Raw genomic sequence first — 14,293 nt, forward strand, 5'->3', positions numbered from 1 at the left:
GTGCTTCGGAGGCCCATGACCACGCGCCATCCCGATGACTCGATGCCAGCGGCGCGAGGCCGGGACGCGGCGGTGGAAGGAGCCGACGACTTATGAAATTGCTTCCAATTGCCTTGGCGGTGCTGAGCGTGGCTGCGGTCGGGCTCGGGTGCGGCAGCAGCCCGAGCGACGGGGGAGAAGAAGGTGAAGGGGCGAGCTCCGGCGGCAGCTTCGGCTCCGGCTCCGGCGAGGGAGGCTCGCTGGACATCGGCGGTGGGATCGGGCCCGGATCGAGCGGCGCGGGCGGCGCCAGCCCCGCGGGCGGAGGCGGAGCGTGCGCCACCCAGACGGCGGCGGCATCGCTCCAGCCCGTGTACCTGGCGTTCGCGTTCGACGTGTCGGGCAGCATGGGCAAGGGCGACAAGGACTGGCACGACAAGGCCCTCAAGTGGGATCCTGTGGTCGCTGCGACCAAGCAGTTCTTCTCGGATCCCGGGTCCGAAGGGCTGACGGCCTCGCTCTCGTTCTTTCCCGCCGACGACGACAAGTGTTCTGTCGAGATCTACGCGACGCCGGACGTGCCGCTCACGCCGCTCCCCTCGGACGCCTTCGCCGAGGCGATCGCCGCGATCGAGCCGGCGAGCTCGGACGACTGGCGCGGCGGCACGCCGACCGCGTGGGTGATGCGGGGCACGAGCGGGTTCATCGAGGCGCAGCGGCAGCAGAACCCCGGGAAATACGCGATCGTGCTCGTGACGGACGGCTACCCGCAGGGCTGCGACGAGGCCTCCGACACGATCGACGCCGTCGTGGCCGACGCCCAGGCGGCGCTGGCGGAGGGGGTCCCGACCTACGTCATCGGGGTCGAGAACCCGCCGATCGAGGGCGCGCCGGACACCCTCGACGACCTGCACGAGATCGCCGCAGCCGGCGGCACCGAGGGCGCCGTGCTCATCGACACCGGCGATCCGTCGCAGACCACGGCCGCTTTCAAGGCGGCGGTCGACCGGATCCGCGGCGCCTCGGTCTCGTGCACGATGGCGATCCCGCTCCCGCCGAACGGGAGCGCGTTCGACAAGGAGAAGGTCCGCGTGCTTTACACGAGCGGATCGAGCGCGACCACGGAGCTCGTGTACGACCAGAGCTGCGCGACCGAGGGCGCCTGGCGCTACGACGAGCCCGCGAGTCCGACGCAGATCGTGCTGTGTGCCGACGCGTGCACCACGGTCCAGGCGGACATGGTGGCGAAGCTGAGCGTCGATTTCACCTGCGAGAGCGTGATCGAGGTTCCCCTGTAGCCGCAGGCCGCCGCGCCTCTGCCGCGCCGCGCCTGCGGGGCGCTCGGCCTCGCCTACCGGCGCGCGCGCCGCCAGCCCGACCCATGTCAACGGTGAGTTGACACTGTGGACACACCCAGTTGCTTCTCCACCGGTCCCACCTCGGCAGGGGCGGTCAGACACCCATCTGCCGCGTCGAGCGCCCTCGCCGCTGCCCGGCGTCATTGGCCGCCTGACGCGAGCGCGGCGCGCAGGTTACCGTCCAGCAACGCTGCCGAGATGTTGTAGAACAGAGCCACCATGGCACCTGCTCAGGAGCGCGAGCGGCGGACCCTCGATCGATACACGCTCCATGGCGTGATCGCCTCCGGGGGGATGGCGTCCGTCCATTTCGGGCGGCTCGTGGGCGCCCATGGCTTTGCCCGCACTGTCGCGATCAAGCGCCTGCACCCGCAGTTCGCCAGGGACCCCGAGTTCTCGTCGATGCTCCTCGACGAGGCGCGGCTCGCGGTGCGCATCCGCCACCCGAACGTCGTCACGACGCTCGACAGCGTCCAGGCCGACGACGAGCTCTTCGTGGTCATGGAGTACATCGCGGGGGAATCGCTCTCGAGCCTGCTGCGCGAGGCCGGCAGGCGAGGGGCTCGGGTGCCGCAGCCCGTCGGCTCGGCCATCATCGCCGGCGCCCTCGCGGGCCTGCACGCGGCGCACGAGGCGACCGACGAGGAGGGCGCCGCGCTCCAGATCGTCCACCGCGACGTGTCGCCGCAGAACCTCCTCGTCGGCGAGGACGGCATCGCGCGCGTGCTCGATTTCGGCATCGCGCGGGCGGCGGTGCGGAGCCAGGTGAGCCGCGTCGGTCAGCTCAAGGGCAAGCTCAGCTACATGGCGCCGGAGCAGCTGCGCGGAGCCCCCCTGACCCGCCGCGCCGACATCTACGCTGCTTCTGTGGTCCTGTGGGAGGTGCTCACCGGGCGGCGGCTGTTCACGGGGGAGTGCGACGCGGAGATCTTCGGGCGGATCCTCGAGGGCGTCGTCCAGCCGCCGAGCGTGTACGGCGACGTGCCGAAGGCGCTCGACGAGGTGGTGCTCCGCGGCCTCGACAGGGATCCTGCTCGGCGTTACGCGACCGCGCTGGAGATGGCGGCTGCGCTGGAGGAGGCGCTGCCGCCGGCGAGCCCGCGTGCGGTGGGAGCGTGGGTCGAGGCGACGGCGGGGACGCTCCTCGAGGCGCGGGCGAAGAGCCTCGCCGCGATCGAGACGTCGCAGCGGAGCGCGGCCCCAGCGCCGCCGCCGCCGAGGCCCGCCGCCGTGGACGACGCGTCGCCGCGGGACGTCGAGGCGCGCCTCGCGCAGCCGTCTGGCGGCCGCGGGCGCGCGCTGCGGACCTCGGTGACGGTTCCGACGATGACGAGGACGGTCGAGGACATGGCGCGGCCCGTGGTGTCGGCGCTCGCGACGCCGGTCGCCGCGGCGGCGCCGCCGCGGCTGGCGAGCGCGCAGCTCGTCCGCGCCTCCACGCTCGCGCTCGGGGCCAGCGCGCTGGTGCTCGCCATGGCCCTCGGCAGGAGCTGTAGCGTGCGTCCAGAGCCCGATGCGCCGCAGGACGAGCGCGCTGGCGCCGGCGAGTCCTCGCGGTCCGTCGCGCCGCCGTCAGCGCTCGCGCCGCCTGCCGCGAGCGTGGGGGCGCCGGAGGTGCCTGCGGAGGCGCCAGCGGCCTTGTCGGCGGCGTCCGCGGCGGCTGAGGCATCGGCGGCCTCGCCGGTGCCGGCCGCGCCGGGGGCCTCCGCGAGCGCCGTCGTGGCGTCGGCGCCGACCGCGCGCGCGGCCGCGCCGGATCGCGCCGCGGGCGTGCGCGCCGCTTCCCCCGCGCGCAGCGCGCGGCCGCGATCGCGCTGCGTGCCTCCGTACTATCTGGACGCCAACGGCATCCGGCGGATCAAGCGAGAGTGCCTGTGAACGACGGAAGCGTGTAGCCTGCGCTGCGATGAAAGGGCGCCTCCTCGCCGCCTTCGCCGCGGCTGCCACGCTCCTTGCGGGCCCACGCGCCCGCGCTCAGGGCGTGGGAGAGACGTGCGCGGCCTCGTACGAGCAGGCGCAGCAGCTCCTCCGCGACAGGGCGCTGCTGCGCGCCCGCGCCGAGCTCCGCGTCTGCGTGAGCTCGTGCCCGGCGACGCTCGCCCGCGACTGCCAGAGCTGGAGCGAGCAGCTCGAGCGCGACATGCCCAGCGTCGCGCTGTCGGCCACGTCCGCGGACGGCCGCGCGCCGGGCCGGGTCCGGGTGCTCCTCGACGGCGCGCCGCTGCTCGACGCGCTCCCGAAGGACCCGATCGAGCTCGATCCCGGGCGCCATACGCTGACCTTCGAGGACGCGGCGGGGACGCGGGTCGCCGCCGTTGTCACGCTGCCGCCGGGCGACAAGGCGCTGCCGATCGCGGTGCGCTTCCCGACGCCGGCGCCGTCGCGCCCCGCGGCCGTCGCCGACGCGCCGCCGGTGCGGCAGCGCTGGCCGCTCGTGCTCGTCGGCGTCGGCGCGGCGGGGCTCGGCGTGGGCGCGTTCCTCGGCGTCAAGGGGCACCTCGATCGGAGCGAGCTCCGCACGCGGTGCGCGCCCGGATGCCCGGCGGAGGACGTCGAGGCGATCGATCTCACGTGGAAGGCCGGCGCGATCTCCGCGGGCGTGGGGTTCCTCGCGGCCGGCCTGGGCGCGGTGCTCTACTTCCAGCTCGATCCCGTCGCGCCCGCCGCGCCGGTCGCGAGCTTCTCGCTCTCGCCGGGCGGCCCCGGGCTCTCGCTCCGCGGCGCGTTCTGAGCGCCGCGCCGCGCGCCCCGTCAGCCCTTGCTGCGGATGCCGTAGCGCTCCATCAGCCGGTGGACGAGCTGCCGGGAGACGCCCATCGACGCGGCGGCCCGCGCCACGTTGCCGCCGCTCTCCCGGAGCTTCATCGCGATGTACGTGCGCTCGAACTGCTCGACGACCATGTCGCGCGCCTCGCGGAGCGGCAGCGCGACGAACTGGCCGACGCCCATGTCGGCGGGCCGCGGCGCCACCTTGACGATCGCCTCCTCGGCGAGGTGCGGGAACAGCATGAGCCGCGCGACGGTGTTGCGGAGCTCGCGCACGTTGCCCGGCCAGTGGTGCCCGCGGAGCAGCTCCAGCGCGTTCGGCGGCAGGTCGGCGAGCGAGCGCGGAGGCACCTGCGCCGCGAGGAAGCGCTCGACGAGCAGCGGGATGTCCTCCTTGCGCTCGCGCAGCGGGGGCACGACGGTCTCGACGACGGCGAGCCGGTAGTAGAGATCCTCGCGGAACGCGCCCGACGCGACGCGGCCCTGGAGATCGCGGTGCGTGGCGGCGATCACGCGGGCGTCGAACGACGTGTACGCGGCGGCGCCGATGCGCCGCACCTGGCGGGCCTCGAGCGCGCGCAGGAGCTTCGGCTGGAGATCGAGCGGGAGCTCGCCGATCTCGTCGAGGAAGAGCGTGCCGCCGCTCGCCTCCTCGAGCAGGCCGGCGCGCGCGCCCTGGGCGCCCGTGAACGCGCCCTTCGTGTAGCCGAAGAGCTCGGCCTCGATGAGGTTCGGGGCGACGGCGCTGCAGTCGAACACGACGAAGGGGCCGCCGCGGCGCGGGCTCGCCGCGTGGATGGCGCGGGCGAGGACCTCCTTGCCGGTGCCGGACTCGCCGAGCAGGAGGATCGTCTCCGAGGTGGCCGCGGCGCGCTCGAGGCGGGCGAAGAGCGCGCGCATCGGGACGCTGCTGCCGAGGGCCTCGCCGAAGCTGGCCGAGGTGGAGAGCGGGACGACGACCGGGGCGCCGCCGACGCGCACGGTGAGGGGCACGCCGCCCAGGGAGGCGATGGCGCCCGGGGTGAGGAAGCCCTCGACGATCAGGACATCGTTGATGAACGTGCCGTTCTTGCTGCCGAGGTCGGTGAGGACGACCCCGCGCGGCGAGAACCGGAGCTGGCAGTGGCGGCGTGAGACGCGGGAGTCGGGGATGATGACGTCGCACTCGCCGCTCGTTCCGAGCACGAGCGGCGCGACGCCGAGGGCGGCCTCGATCGGCGGGCTCTTCTGCGGGGTGACGAGGATGCGCAGGTCCGGAAGCTCGACCGCGTCGCTTCGGAGGGTCGTGATCGTCCGGGTGGGGTCGTGCATTGATCGCGCGGGAGGGGGAAGGGGCAGCATCTCCGAATTTCTGGCGGATTTCCAGCGCGCGGTGCGTCCCGGGCGCTGGGCGCACCGCCCCCAGGGTATCCTCGTGAGGTGCTCGAGTTCACGCAGTCCGAGGCCAAGATCCTGTCTCAGTGCGTCACCCGGTTCACGGATGCGTTCCGCCGCGACGTGGCGGACGTGATCCGGCACGAGTTCCGCGGCTACGAGCCGCCGGAGGTGACGGAGCTGATCGGACAGCTGAGCCTCCTCGGGCGGCAGCTCGAGCTGCGCCCGCCGCACGCGCAGATCCACGACACGCAGGGCCCGCTGCTCAAGCGCATCCTGATCGACCTCCGGCGCGACAGCGCCACGGCGATCGAGGAGCCGCTGCAGAAGGCCGTGAACGCCGAGACGATCCGGCACCTCCGGCGCGAGGTCCACGGGCTGGAGCAGCTGATGGCCGCGCCCTGGTTCGCGGCCACGCGCGCGCTCAAGGTGCCGCAGCTCACCGACTACATGTCGATCCGGCACGCCGAGGCCGTGATGCCGGAGGCGCCGCCGCTCCGCCCGCGCGAGTACGACGAGAAGTTCCACATCCTCGAGGCGCCCGGGCTCTTCCTGCCCGATCTGGCGCACTACCGGGCGCGCTGCGCGCTGCGCGGCGCCTCGATCGCCGTGGCGTTCATCGACATCGACGACTTCAAGGCGTTCAACGTCCAGCACACCGAGACCGCGGTCGATCTCCACGTGCTCCCGCCGCTCATGGAGAGCATCGAGGCGCACGTCTTCGCGCACGGGCACGCGTACCGGTTCGGCGGCGACGAGTACATGATCACGCTGCCCAACGCGACGCGCGCGTGGGCGGTGGACTTCCTGCGCGCGCTCCAGGAGCGGCTCGCCCGCCGCCGCTACCGCCGCGTCGAGCGGTCGCCCACGATCTCGGCCGGGCTGTGCGTCGCCGACGTCGACTGCTTCCTGACGGATCGCGAGATCCAGGGGCGCGCCAACCTCGCGAAGAACCACGCGAAGGCCACGGAGAAGGGCAGCGTCGCCACGTACGACGGGGAGCTGTTCCGCCCCGAGGATCTGGTGCTCGCGTGAGGCCGGATGGTTGGATCGCGGCGGGCGAGGCGCGCGCCGACGGCGACGCGCCGCCGGAGGCCCCGGACGGCCTGGTCCTGCCCGAGCCGCTGTGGGGCGCGGTGCGCGCGGCCTACGGTGAGCCCGGGCGCGCGTACCACGACCTGGCGCACGTGGGCGAGGTGCTCCGCCGGGCGGGCGAGGTCGCCCGCGACGTCGGCTGGCGGAGGCCGCGGGAGGTGTTCCTGGCCGCGCTCTTCCACGACGCCGTGTACGTGCCCGGCCGCCACGACAACGAGGCGCGCAGCGCGGAGCTCGCGCGCGAGGCGGTGGCGCGCTGGCTGCCCGGCGAGGGGCTCGACGAGGGCCTCATCGAGCGGCTCATCCTGCTCACGGCGCGCCACGGGGCCCTCGGGCCGGCGGACGTCGGCGAGGAGGAGGCCCTCTTCCTCGATTGCGACATGGCCATCCTGGGCAGCGACGCGGCGGCGTTCGACGCGTACGACCGGGCGATCGCCGCGGAGTACAGCGCCGTGCCGCCCGAGCTCTACACCGCAGGCCGGCGGCGCTTCTTCGAGAAGCTGCTCGCGACCGAGCGGATCTTCCTCTCGCCGTACTTCCACGCCCGCCTCGAGGCGAGCGCGCGCGACAACCTGCGCCGGAAGCTCGACGCGGGCGCGTAGCGGCGCTGCGCGGGGGTCGTCGGTGGACGGGGGTCGTCGGTGGACGGCGCGGTCGTCACGGGCGCGGCGGCCCGCGCCGCCGGGTCGCGCCTGGGTGCAGGGGGGCAGCGACGCCGGCGCGCGCTGCCCCTCGCGCGATCACCAGCTCTTCACGTCGCTCTTGCTCACGCGGCACGTGGCGGTGTCCCACTGGCTCGCGCCCCCGTGGAGCTTCTCGGACTCGCCCATGTGATCGGTGACGGCCCTGTACTCCTGGCAGATCTTCGGCTTGTCGTCGTCCGCGTCGTAGCCCCCCTTGACGTAGAGGTTCGTGATCGTGACCGTGTCCCCGTAGTTCTGGTTCGCGCCGGCGACCGTCGTCTTCACCTGGTCCACCCTGACGTTGTCGATGATCAGGTGGCGCGGCCCGCCGTTCGCGGTGCAGTCGCCGCACGAGCGCCAGAGCTTCCCGAAGTCGGCGATGTACGAGTTCGTGACGATGGTCGTGGAGCCGCCCTTGGCGTTGTGCTGGAAGATCTTGTCGGCCGAGTGCAAGGCGATGGAGCTGTTGATGTGCATCGTCGCCCCGTCGGCGCTGTTGGTCGCCGCGTCCTCGCAGACGTCCTCCCAGTAGACGTGATCGAGCGTGCAGTCGCCCTTGCAGACGATTCCGTTGCCGCCGGGGAGGCCGCCGGCGATGATGAGGTTCTTCACGGTGACGCCGTCCTCGACCTCGAACACGGTCTTCTGGCCCTCGCCGTCGTCGCAGTCCTCCGTGTTGTTCACGCCGATCTTCTGGTTGTTGAAGTCGTAGACGTCCTGCCCGCCGTGGGCGGCGTTCTTGAGCACCGTCGTCTGGGTCCTGATCTCGCCGTTGCCGTTCGTGGGCGTCGGGATCTCCATCGGGAGCTCGTCGCCGAGCGGCTCCTCTCCACCCGTGCCGCTGCTCGTGGTGCTCGCGGCCGTGGTGCTGGAGCTGCTCGTGGTGCTCGCGGCCGTGGTGCTGGAGCTGCTCGTGGTGGTGGCGCTGCTCGTGGTCGCGCTGCTCGTGGTGCTCGCGGCGGTGCTGCCGCCGCCGGCGCCGCCTGTGGTGCTGGTGCTCCCGCCGGTCGCGGCGGTGCTGCTGCTCGAGCTGCTGCCTCCCTGGCCGTCGTCCGGGGTCGCCGCGTCGTCCGAACAGCCGAGCTGGATGGCTCCGGCGGCGCCGATCACGAGCAGCAAAGTGAAAGCTGACTTCATTCCTAATCTCATGTCGCTACCTCTCGTTCTGGAATCATGATGGGCGACCCGCGGCCCGGCGGTGGCGGCCGCCGAACTGGGCCGGCGCTGCGCCTCCGCCGCGACATAGGCAACGACAATGCCACTTGCCTGGAACCGCCTACCGCCGGTTCACGGTGTGCCCGGGAGCCCGCGCAGCGCTCGTGGCGTGGGCGTCCTCATGACGGCGCGTCGTAGCGCCGCGACGTCAACCACGGGTTGACGTGCTTGACGGCAATGACGACTCCCGTCTGACGTATCCCCTCGAATTTTTCGGGAGGATTCACAGGGAGGGCGCTCAGCCTTTCCAGCCGGGCGGCGGCTTGGCGAAGCCGGTCTCGGCGGGGAAGGGGCTGGCGGTCTCGCGCTGGTGCAGCCCGTCCACGTCGATGCCGAGCGCCCTCAGCCCGTCGCGTTGCTCGTAGCGGATCACCAGCACGGCGGCGGGCTTGGGGGTCGCCCGGGTGAACTGCGTCGACGTGATGCGCGACTCGCGCCGCTCGCCGAAGCTCGTGCCCAGCCCCTTTGGCGCCGCGGGGGCCGGCGCGGCGCCCGGCACGGGGGCGCGCAGCGGACCAGCGGGCGCGGGCGGCCCAAACCCCGGAGCCGGTGGCGGCAGCCCGCCGCCCTGCGGCCCGCCGAACGCCGGCGGAGGTGGCGTGAAGGGAGGCAGTGGTGGCGGCGGCGGGGGCGCGAGCTCCTCGAACACCGCCAGGCCGATGACACCCACGTTGCGGGGCTTGCCGATCTGCGCGGCGTACGACTGCTCGATGCTCCCGAACCGGAACGTCGCGACCTCGGTGTGGCTGATGCGGAACCCGGTGAAATCGAACGACTCGTGCGCCCTGATCACCATGCCGCGGGCGTCGAACGACGCGTCCTTGCCGCTCTGCACGTCGAGGCCATCGACGGTGGGCACCACCTCGACGCGCGCGCCCGTCAGGTTCCGCACGCGCAGCGCATAGCGCTGGCCTGACCGTCCCTCGACATAGGTCGACTCTCGATGGACGTACTCCCGCGTCGGCGTGAGCGCGCCGCCCTCCTCGACGAGCAGCTCCACCTCGACGATCCCCTTCAGGTCTCGCATCTCGATGCCCCTCTCCCTGAGCCGTCGCGCGCCCTCGCGCGGCGGCAAGCGTCCAGGCACTACGTGAACCCGCTCGGCGCCAGCGTGTCAAGGCGCCGGTCGGGCGCGGGCCTCGCTGCCCGCTCGCTTCCCCATACCGCCCGCCCGCGGCTCGCGCTATCAACGCACCTGCGTGAGGCGCGGGCGACGCTCGCCGCCCTCGGTTTCGCGCGTTTCGCGCGTTTCACATGTTTCGCATGGTCGCCGCATGATCGCCGTGGTCGCAGAGAAGCCCGCCGTCGCCCGTGACATCGCCGCGGTGCTCGGGGCATCGAAGCGCGCCGAGGGCTTCCTCGAGGGCGGCGGCTACGTCGTCACATGGGCGATCGGGCACCTCGTCGCCATCGCCGAGCCGCACCAGATCGACCCCGCCTGGAAGCGCTGGCGCCTCGACCTCCTCCCGATGCTGCCCGGGCAGTTTCCGCTCGTCGTCCTCCCCGGGACGCGGGCCCAGTTCGAGATCGTCCGGAAGGTCCTGGGCCGGCGCGACGTCGAGCGCGTCGTCTGCGCCACGGACGCCGGCCGCGAGGGCGAGCTCATCTTCCGGTACCTCTACGAGGCGGCCGGATGCAAGAAGCCGGTCGAGCGGCTCTGGATCTCGTCCCTCACGCCCGACGCCATCCGCGACGGGCTCCGTCGGCTGCGGGACGCGCGCGGCTACGACGGCCTCGCCGACGCGGCGCGCGGGCGCAGCCGGGCGGACTGGCTCGTCGGCATGAACCTCTCGCGCGCCTACAGCCTGGTCTTCGACCAGGATCTCTCGGTCGGCCGCGTGCAGACGCCGACGCTGTCCATGGTCGTCGAGCGCGAGCTCGCGATCCGGCGGTTCGTCCCCGAGCCGTACCTCGAGGTCGTCGCGACCTTCTGCCCGCTCCGGGAGGACGGCTCGGGCGCGGCCGACGAGTCCTACAAGGGCACGTATTTCAACGACAAACCGCTCCCGGGCCAGCCGCCGGGCGCCGGCGAGGGGCCGAATGCCGGCGAGCGGCCGAATGCCGGCGAGCGACCCGAGACCGCGCCGTCGCGGAGGCGCCTGCCCCCGGACGGCGAGGAGGCGCGGCGCATCGTCGAGCGGGCCCGGCGCGGCGAGGCGCGCATCGAGGCGGTCCGGTCGGAGTCTCGCCGCCTCCCGCCGCCGCTGCTCTACGACCTGACCGAGCTCCAGCGGCACGCCAACCGCCTTTACGGCTTCTCTGCGCAGAAGACGCTGGAGGTGGCCCAGGCGCTGTACGAGCGCAGGAAGCTCATCAGCTATCCGCGCACCGACAGCCGGCACCTCTCGACGGACGTCGCGGCCACGCTCGGCGCGGTGGTGCAGGCGATCGAGGGCTCGTATCGGGGGATGCTCGCCCCGGGGACGGGGGCTCGGCCGCTCGGCAAGCGCTTCGTCGACGACGGCAAGGTCGGGGATCACCACGCCATCATTCCCACGGGGGCTCGGTCCTCGCGCGCGGAGCTCTCGACCGACGAGCAGAAGATCTTCGATCTCATCTGCCGGCGCCTCCTCTCGGCGTGGCACGAGGATCACGTCACGTCGATCACCACCGTCATCACCGCGATCACCACGCGCGGCGGCGCGGGCGCGCGCGGCGGCGAGCCGATCGTGGACCGCTACCACAGCGCGGGCAGCGTCGTGGAGAAGGTCGGGTGGAAGGTGCTCGACATCGGCTTCGGCAAGCCGCCGGCGAAGCCGCGTAAGAAGGGCGAATCGGACGGCGATGGACGCGACGCGCGCGACGGGGAGGGCGGGGAGGGCGAGCGCGAGACCGCGGATCAGCGGCTCCCGCCGGGCCTCGCGAGGGGGCAGGTGCAGCTCGTGCTCGACGCGGAGGCGCAGGCCAAGAAGACGCGTCCGCCGCCGCGCTTCACCGAGGCCACGCTGCTCACCGCCATGGAGACCGCGGGCAGCAGCCTCGAAGAGAAGGAGCTCTCCGAGGCGATGAAGGACTCGGGCCTCGGCACGCCGGCCACGCGGGCCGCGATCATCGAGACGCTCCTCCGGCGCGAGTACATCGTGCGCAAGGGCAAGCTGCTGCACGCGACCGACAAGGGCGTCGGGCTGATCGAGGTCGTCCACGCGGACGTGAAGAGCCCCGCGATGACGGGCGCCTGGGAGGCGAAGCTCGCCCGCATGGCCCGGGGCGGGGGCGATCTGCCGTCGTTCATGGCGGGCATCGAGTCGTACGTGCGCCAGGTGGTGGCGGAGGTGAGCGCGGGGCGGCGCGCGGCCGGGGACGGTGCGCTTTCCCCGGAGGCCGGGGCGTCGCCGTTTCGGGAGCGCGGCGAGGCGCGGTCGCGCGCGAAGGGGGGCCGCGCCGCGGCCGCCGCGCCGGGGACCGCTCGAGGCCGCGAGGCGACGCCTCACCGCGCTCCGGGCAGCAGCGCAGGGGTCGTGCCGGGCGACGCATCGGCTGGCACGCTGCAGGCGGTCGCAGCGGCGGCTGCAGCATCGCCGCCGGCTCGGGCGCAGGCGCGGTCGCGTGCGGCGGCGCCGTCGCCTGCGCGACCCGCGGCGGCGACGGCGCGACGTGTGGCGGTAGCGCCGTCGCCTGCGCGGCCTGTGGCAGCGACGTCGCCGCCGGCGCGACCCGCGGCCGTAGCGCCGGCGCCCGCGCGACCTGCGGCAGCGACGTCGCCGCCGGCGCGACCCGCGGCCGTAGCGCCGTCGCCCGCGCGTGCGGCGGCCATCGGGTCCTTCCCGGCGCGTGGGGCGGGCACGGCGTCCTCGCCGGCGGTCGCCTCGTCTCCAGCGCGCCGGCCGGAGGATCTCGTCGAGCTGCTCCACCAATGCTTCGGCTTCAGCGCCTTCCGCCCCTACCAGGAGGCCGTCTGCCGGACGGCGGCCGCGGGGAGCGACGTGCTGCTCGTCATGCCGACCGGCGCCGGCAAATCGCTCTGTTACCAGCTCCCCGGCATCGCCCGAGGCGGCACGACGCTCGTCGTGAGCCCGCTCATCGCGCTCATGGAGGATCAGGCCTCGAAGCTCCGGGCGTGCGGCTTCGCCGCCGAGCGAATCCACTCCGGCCGGAGCCGCGCCGAGTCGCGGAAGGCCTGCATCGATTACCTCGACGGCGCGCTCGACTTCCTCTTCATCGCCCCCGAGCGGCTCCGCGTGCCCGGGTTCCCCGAGCTGCTCGCCCGCCGGAAGCCCGTGCTCGTCGCCGTCGACGAGGCCCATTGCATCTCGAAATGGGGCCACGACTTCCGACCTGATTACCGGATGCTCGGTCAGCGCCTCCCGGCGCTCCGGCCCGCGCCGGTCATCGCGCTGACCGCCACCGCCACGCCGGTCGTGCAGGACGATATCGTCGAGCAGCTCGGCCTCGCGTCCGCGGCGCGGTTCATTCACGGCTTCAGGCGGAGCAACCTGGGTATCGAGATCCTCGAGGTCAGCCCGGGAGAGCGCCTCGCCCGGGTGCGCGCGCTGCTCGGGCAGGAGGGCCGGACGCCGGCCATCGTCTACGCCGGGACGCGGAAGGACGCCGAGGCGCTCGCCGCCGGCCTCTCGGAGGATCTCCCGGCCGAGGCGTACCACGCGGGCCTCGCCCCCCCGGTGCGCGACCGGATCCAGGCGGCCTTTCTGGACGGCAGCACCGAGATCATCGTCGCCACGATCGCCTTCGGCATGGGCATCGACAAGCCCGATGTCCGCACGGTCGTCCACGCCGGGCTGCCCGGGAGCGTCGAGGGGTATTACCAGGAGATCGGCCGGGCTGGCCGCGACGGGCACCCCTCGCGGGCCGTGCTGATGCACTCGTATGTCGACCGGCGAATGCACGAGTTCTTCCACGAGCGCGACTACCCTGATCCGGCGATGCTCCAGCGGATCGAAGAGGTCCTGTCGGAAGAGCCCCGCCCGAAGGAGGCGATCCTGGGCGATCTCGGCATCGATCCCGAGGTGGCGGACAAGGCCCTCGAGAAGCTCTGGATCCACGGCGGTGCGCGCGTGGATCCGGACGGGGGTGTCGCCCTGGGCGAGCCGGGCTGGCGCGGGCCCTACGAGGCGCAGCGGCGCCACAAGCTCGCCGAGCTCGTGCAGATGGCGCGGTTCACCGAGGGCCATGGCTGTCGCATGCTCCACCTGGTCCGCCATTTCGGCGACCAGGAGGACACGGGCGAGCCCTGCGGCCTCTGCGACGTCTGCGCGCCGGCCGCCTGCGCCGCGCGGGAGTTCCGGGCGCCGAGCCGCGACGAGGCGCAGGCGATCGCGAAGATCCTGGCGGCGCTCCGCGAGAGCGAGCAGCCGACCGGCCGGCTCTACCGCGAGGCGTTCGCCGACGGATCGCTAGAGCGGCGCGACTTCGAGCACCTCCTCGGCGGGCTCGTGCGGGCTGGCCTTGTCTGCGTGCGCGAGGACTCGTTCGAGAAGGCGGGCGAGCTCATCACGTACCAGCGCGCATCGCTCACGTCGCGCGGCCTCCTCGGCGGGCCGCGCGGCGCGAGCGACGTCGTGAGCGATGTGCCGCTCGCGAAGCTCCCGCCCAAGGTGAAGAAGCGGCAGAGCGCGAAGTCCTCGGACGCGCGGAGGGCGTTCTTCGCCCGCAAGGCGCAGCGGAAGAAGGGCCGATCGCGCTGAGCGGCGCGCGGGCGGCGCTCAGCGGAAGATGCCGAAGTGGCCGAGCGCCCACCAGAGCAGGACGAAGATGAGGATGGTGCTGAAGCACCCGCCGCCGAGCTTCTTCGCGCCGTAACCCGCCGCGATCCCACGCAGAATCTTGCTCATCGAACGACCTCCGGCCCCGTGTCGGGGTGCCCGG

At 73.3% G+C, this 14,293-nt stretch carries 11 protein-coding genes; 7 read left to right on the top strand and 4 right to left on the bottom strand.

All coding sequences use genetic code 11. The features are described 5' to 3' along the window. The first annotated feature begins 92 nt into the window (after positions 1-92). The 3 genes from WMF12_RS18120 (at position 93) to WMF12_RS18130 (ending at position 4,068) form a co-directional block, all read left to right on the top strand. The gene (locus WMF12_RS18120) at positions 93-1,277 is read left to right on the top strand and encodes a vWA domain-containing protein (protein ID WP_437872812.1); all 1,185 of its coding nucleotides are present in this window, start codon (positions 93-95) and stop codon (positions 1,275-1,277) included. A gap of 279 nt (positions 1,278-1,556) precedes the next feature. Beyond that, complete coding sequence (locus WMF12_RS18125; protein WP_437872813.1) at positions 1,557-3,215, top strand: serine/threonine-protein kinase; 1,659 nt, start codon at positions 1,557-1,559, stop codon at positions 3,213-3,215. A 28-nt stretch (positions 3,216-3,243) separates the two neighbouring features. Next, a complete protein-coding gene (locus WMF12_RS18130) occupies positions 3,244-4,068 on the top strand; it encodes a hypothetical protein (protein WP_437872814.1) in 825 nt (274 codons plus the stop codon). A gap of 20 nt (positions 4,069-4,088) precedes the next feature. On the opposite strand, the gene WMF12_RS18135 is transcribed toward WMF12_RS18130, so the two are convergent. Next, entirely contained in the window at positions 4,089-5,414 is a 1,326-nt protein-coding gene (locus WMF12_RS18135; protein WP_437872815.1) for a sigma 54-interacting transcriptional regulator, read from the bottom strand. A 108-nt stretch (positions 5,415-5,522) separates the two neighbouring features. Here WMF12_RS18135 and WMF12_RS18140 point away from each other — a divergent pair, with 108 nt between their 5' ends. Together WMF12_RS18140 and WMF12_RS18145 are read left to right on the top strand one after the other, a co-directional pair. Further along, a complete protein-coding gene (locus tag WMF12_RS18140) occupies positions 5,523-6,512 on the top strand; it encodes a diguanylate cyclase (protein ID WP_437872816.1) in 990 nt (329 codons plus the stop codon). Further along, entirely contained in the window at positions 6,509-7,174 is a 666-nt protein-coding gene (locus WMF12_RS18145; protein WP_437872817.1) for an HD domain-containing protein, read from the top strand. Before WMF12_RS18140 ends, WMF12_RS18145 begins: the two co-directional genes overlap by 4 nt. Positions 7,175-7,312: 138 nt before the next feature. Here the strand turns inward: WMF12_RS18145 and WMF12_RS18150 are convergent, their stop codons facing one another. Beyond that, on the bottom strand, positions 7,313-8,056 hold the full coding sequence (locus WMF12_RS18150) for a pectate lyase (RefSeq protein ID WP_437872818.1): 744 nt from the start codon (positions 8,054-8,056) through the stop codon (positions 7,313-7,315). Positions 8,057-8,090: 34 nt separating this feature from the next. Between WMF12_RS18150 and WMF12_RS18155 the strand changes: the two genes are divergently transcribed. Then, positions 8,091-8,432 carry a hypothetical protein gene (locus WMF12_RS18155; RefSeq protein ID WP_437872819.1) on the top strand — a complete coding sequence of 114 codons (342 nt, stop codon included), beginning with the start codon at positions 8,091-8,093 and terminating at the stop codon, positions 8,430-8,432. A 276-nt stretch (positions 8,433-8,708) separates the two neighbouring features. Here WMF12_RS18155 and WMF12_RS18160 read toward each other — a convergent pair whose 3' ends face one another. Beyond that, entirely contained in the window at positions 8,709-9,497 is a 789-nt protein-coding gene (locus tag WMF12_RS18160) for a hypothetical protein (RefSeq protein WP_437872820.1), read from the bottom strand. Positions 9,498-9,744: 247 nt separating this feature from the next. Between WMF12_RS18160 and WMF12_RS18165 the strand changes: the two genes are divergently transcribed. Beyond that, positions 9,745-14,112 (top strand): DNA topoisomerase 3, encoded by a 4,368-nt coding sequence (locus WMF12_RS18165; RefSeq protein WP_437872821.1) that lies wholly within the window; start codon positions 9,745-9,747, stop codon positions 14,110-14,112. 18 nt (positions 14,113-14,130) lie between these two features. Here the strand turns inward: WMF12_RS18165 and WMF12_RS18170 are convergent, their stop codons facing one another. Beyond that, on the bottom strand, positions 14,131-14,259 hold the full coding sequence (locus tag WMF12_RS18170) for a hypothetical protein (protein ID WP_437553583.1): 129 nt from the start codon (positions 14,257-14,259) through the stop codon (positions 14,131-14,133). Positions 14,260-14,293: the final 34 nt, after the last annotated feature.

The sequence above is a fragment of the Sorangium sp. So ce363 genome (genome assembly GCF_051520435.1).
Lineage (GTDB): Bacteria > Myxococcota_A > Polyangia > Polyangiales > Polyangiaceae > Sorangium > Sorangium cellulosum_B.

What these genes read in the sequence shown, in the direction of transcription:
- WMF12_RS18160 (WP_437872820.1), bottom strand. Translation starts at nt 9,497, where the DNA reads ATGCGAGACCTGAAGGGGATCGTCGAGGTGGAGCTGCTCGTCGAGGAG.
- WMF12_RS18120 (WP_437872812.1), top strand. Translation starts at nt 93, where the DNA reads ATGAAATTGCTTCCAATTGCCTTGGCGGTGCTGAGCGTGGCTGCGGTC.
- WMF12_RS18135 (WP_437872815.1), bottom strand. Translation starts at nt 5,414, where the DNA reads ATGCACGACCCCACCCGGACGATCACGACCCTCCGAAGCGACGCGGTC.
- WMF12_RS18125 (WP_437872813.1), top strand. Translation starts at nt 1,557, where the DNA reads ATGGCACCTGCTCAGGAGCGCGAGCGGCGGACCCTCGATCGATACACG.
- WMF12_RS18150 (WP_437872818.1), bottom strand. Translation starts at nt 8,056, where the DNA reads ATGGAGATCCCGACGCCCACGAACGGCAACGGCGAGATCAGGACCCAG.
- WMF12_RS18170 (WP_437553583.1), bottom strand. Translation starts at nt 14,259, where the DNA reads ATGAGCAAGATTCTGCGTGGGATCGCGGCGGGTTACGGCGCGAAGAAG.
- WMF12_RS18165 (WP_437872821.1), top strand. Translation starts at nt 9,745, where the DNA reads ATGATCGCCGTGGTCGCAGAGAAGCCCGCCGTCGCCCGTGACATCGCC.
- WMF12_RS18130 (WP_437872814.1), top strand. Translation starts at nt 3,244, where the DNA reads ATGAAAGGGCGCCTCCTCGCCGCCTTCGCCGCGGCTGCCACGCTCCTT.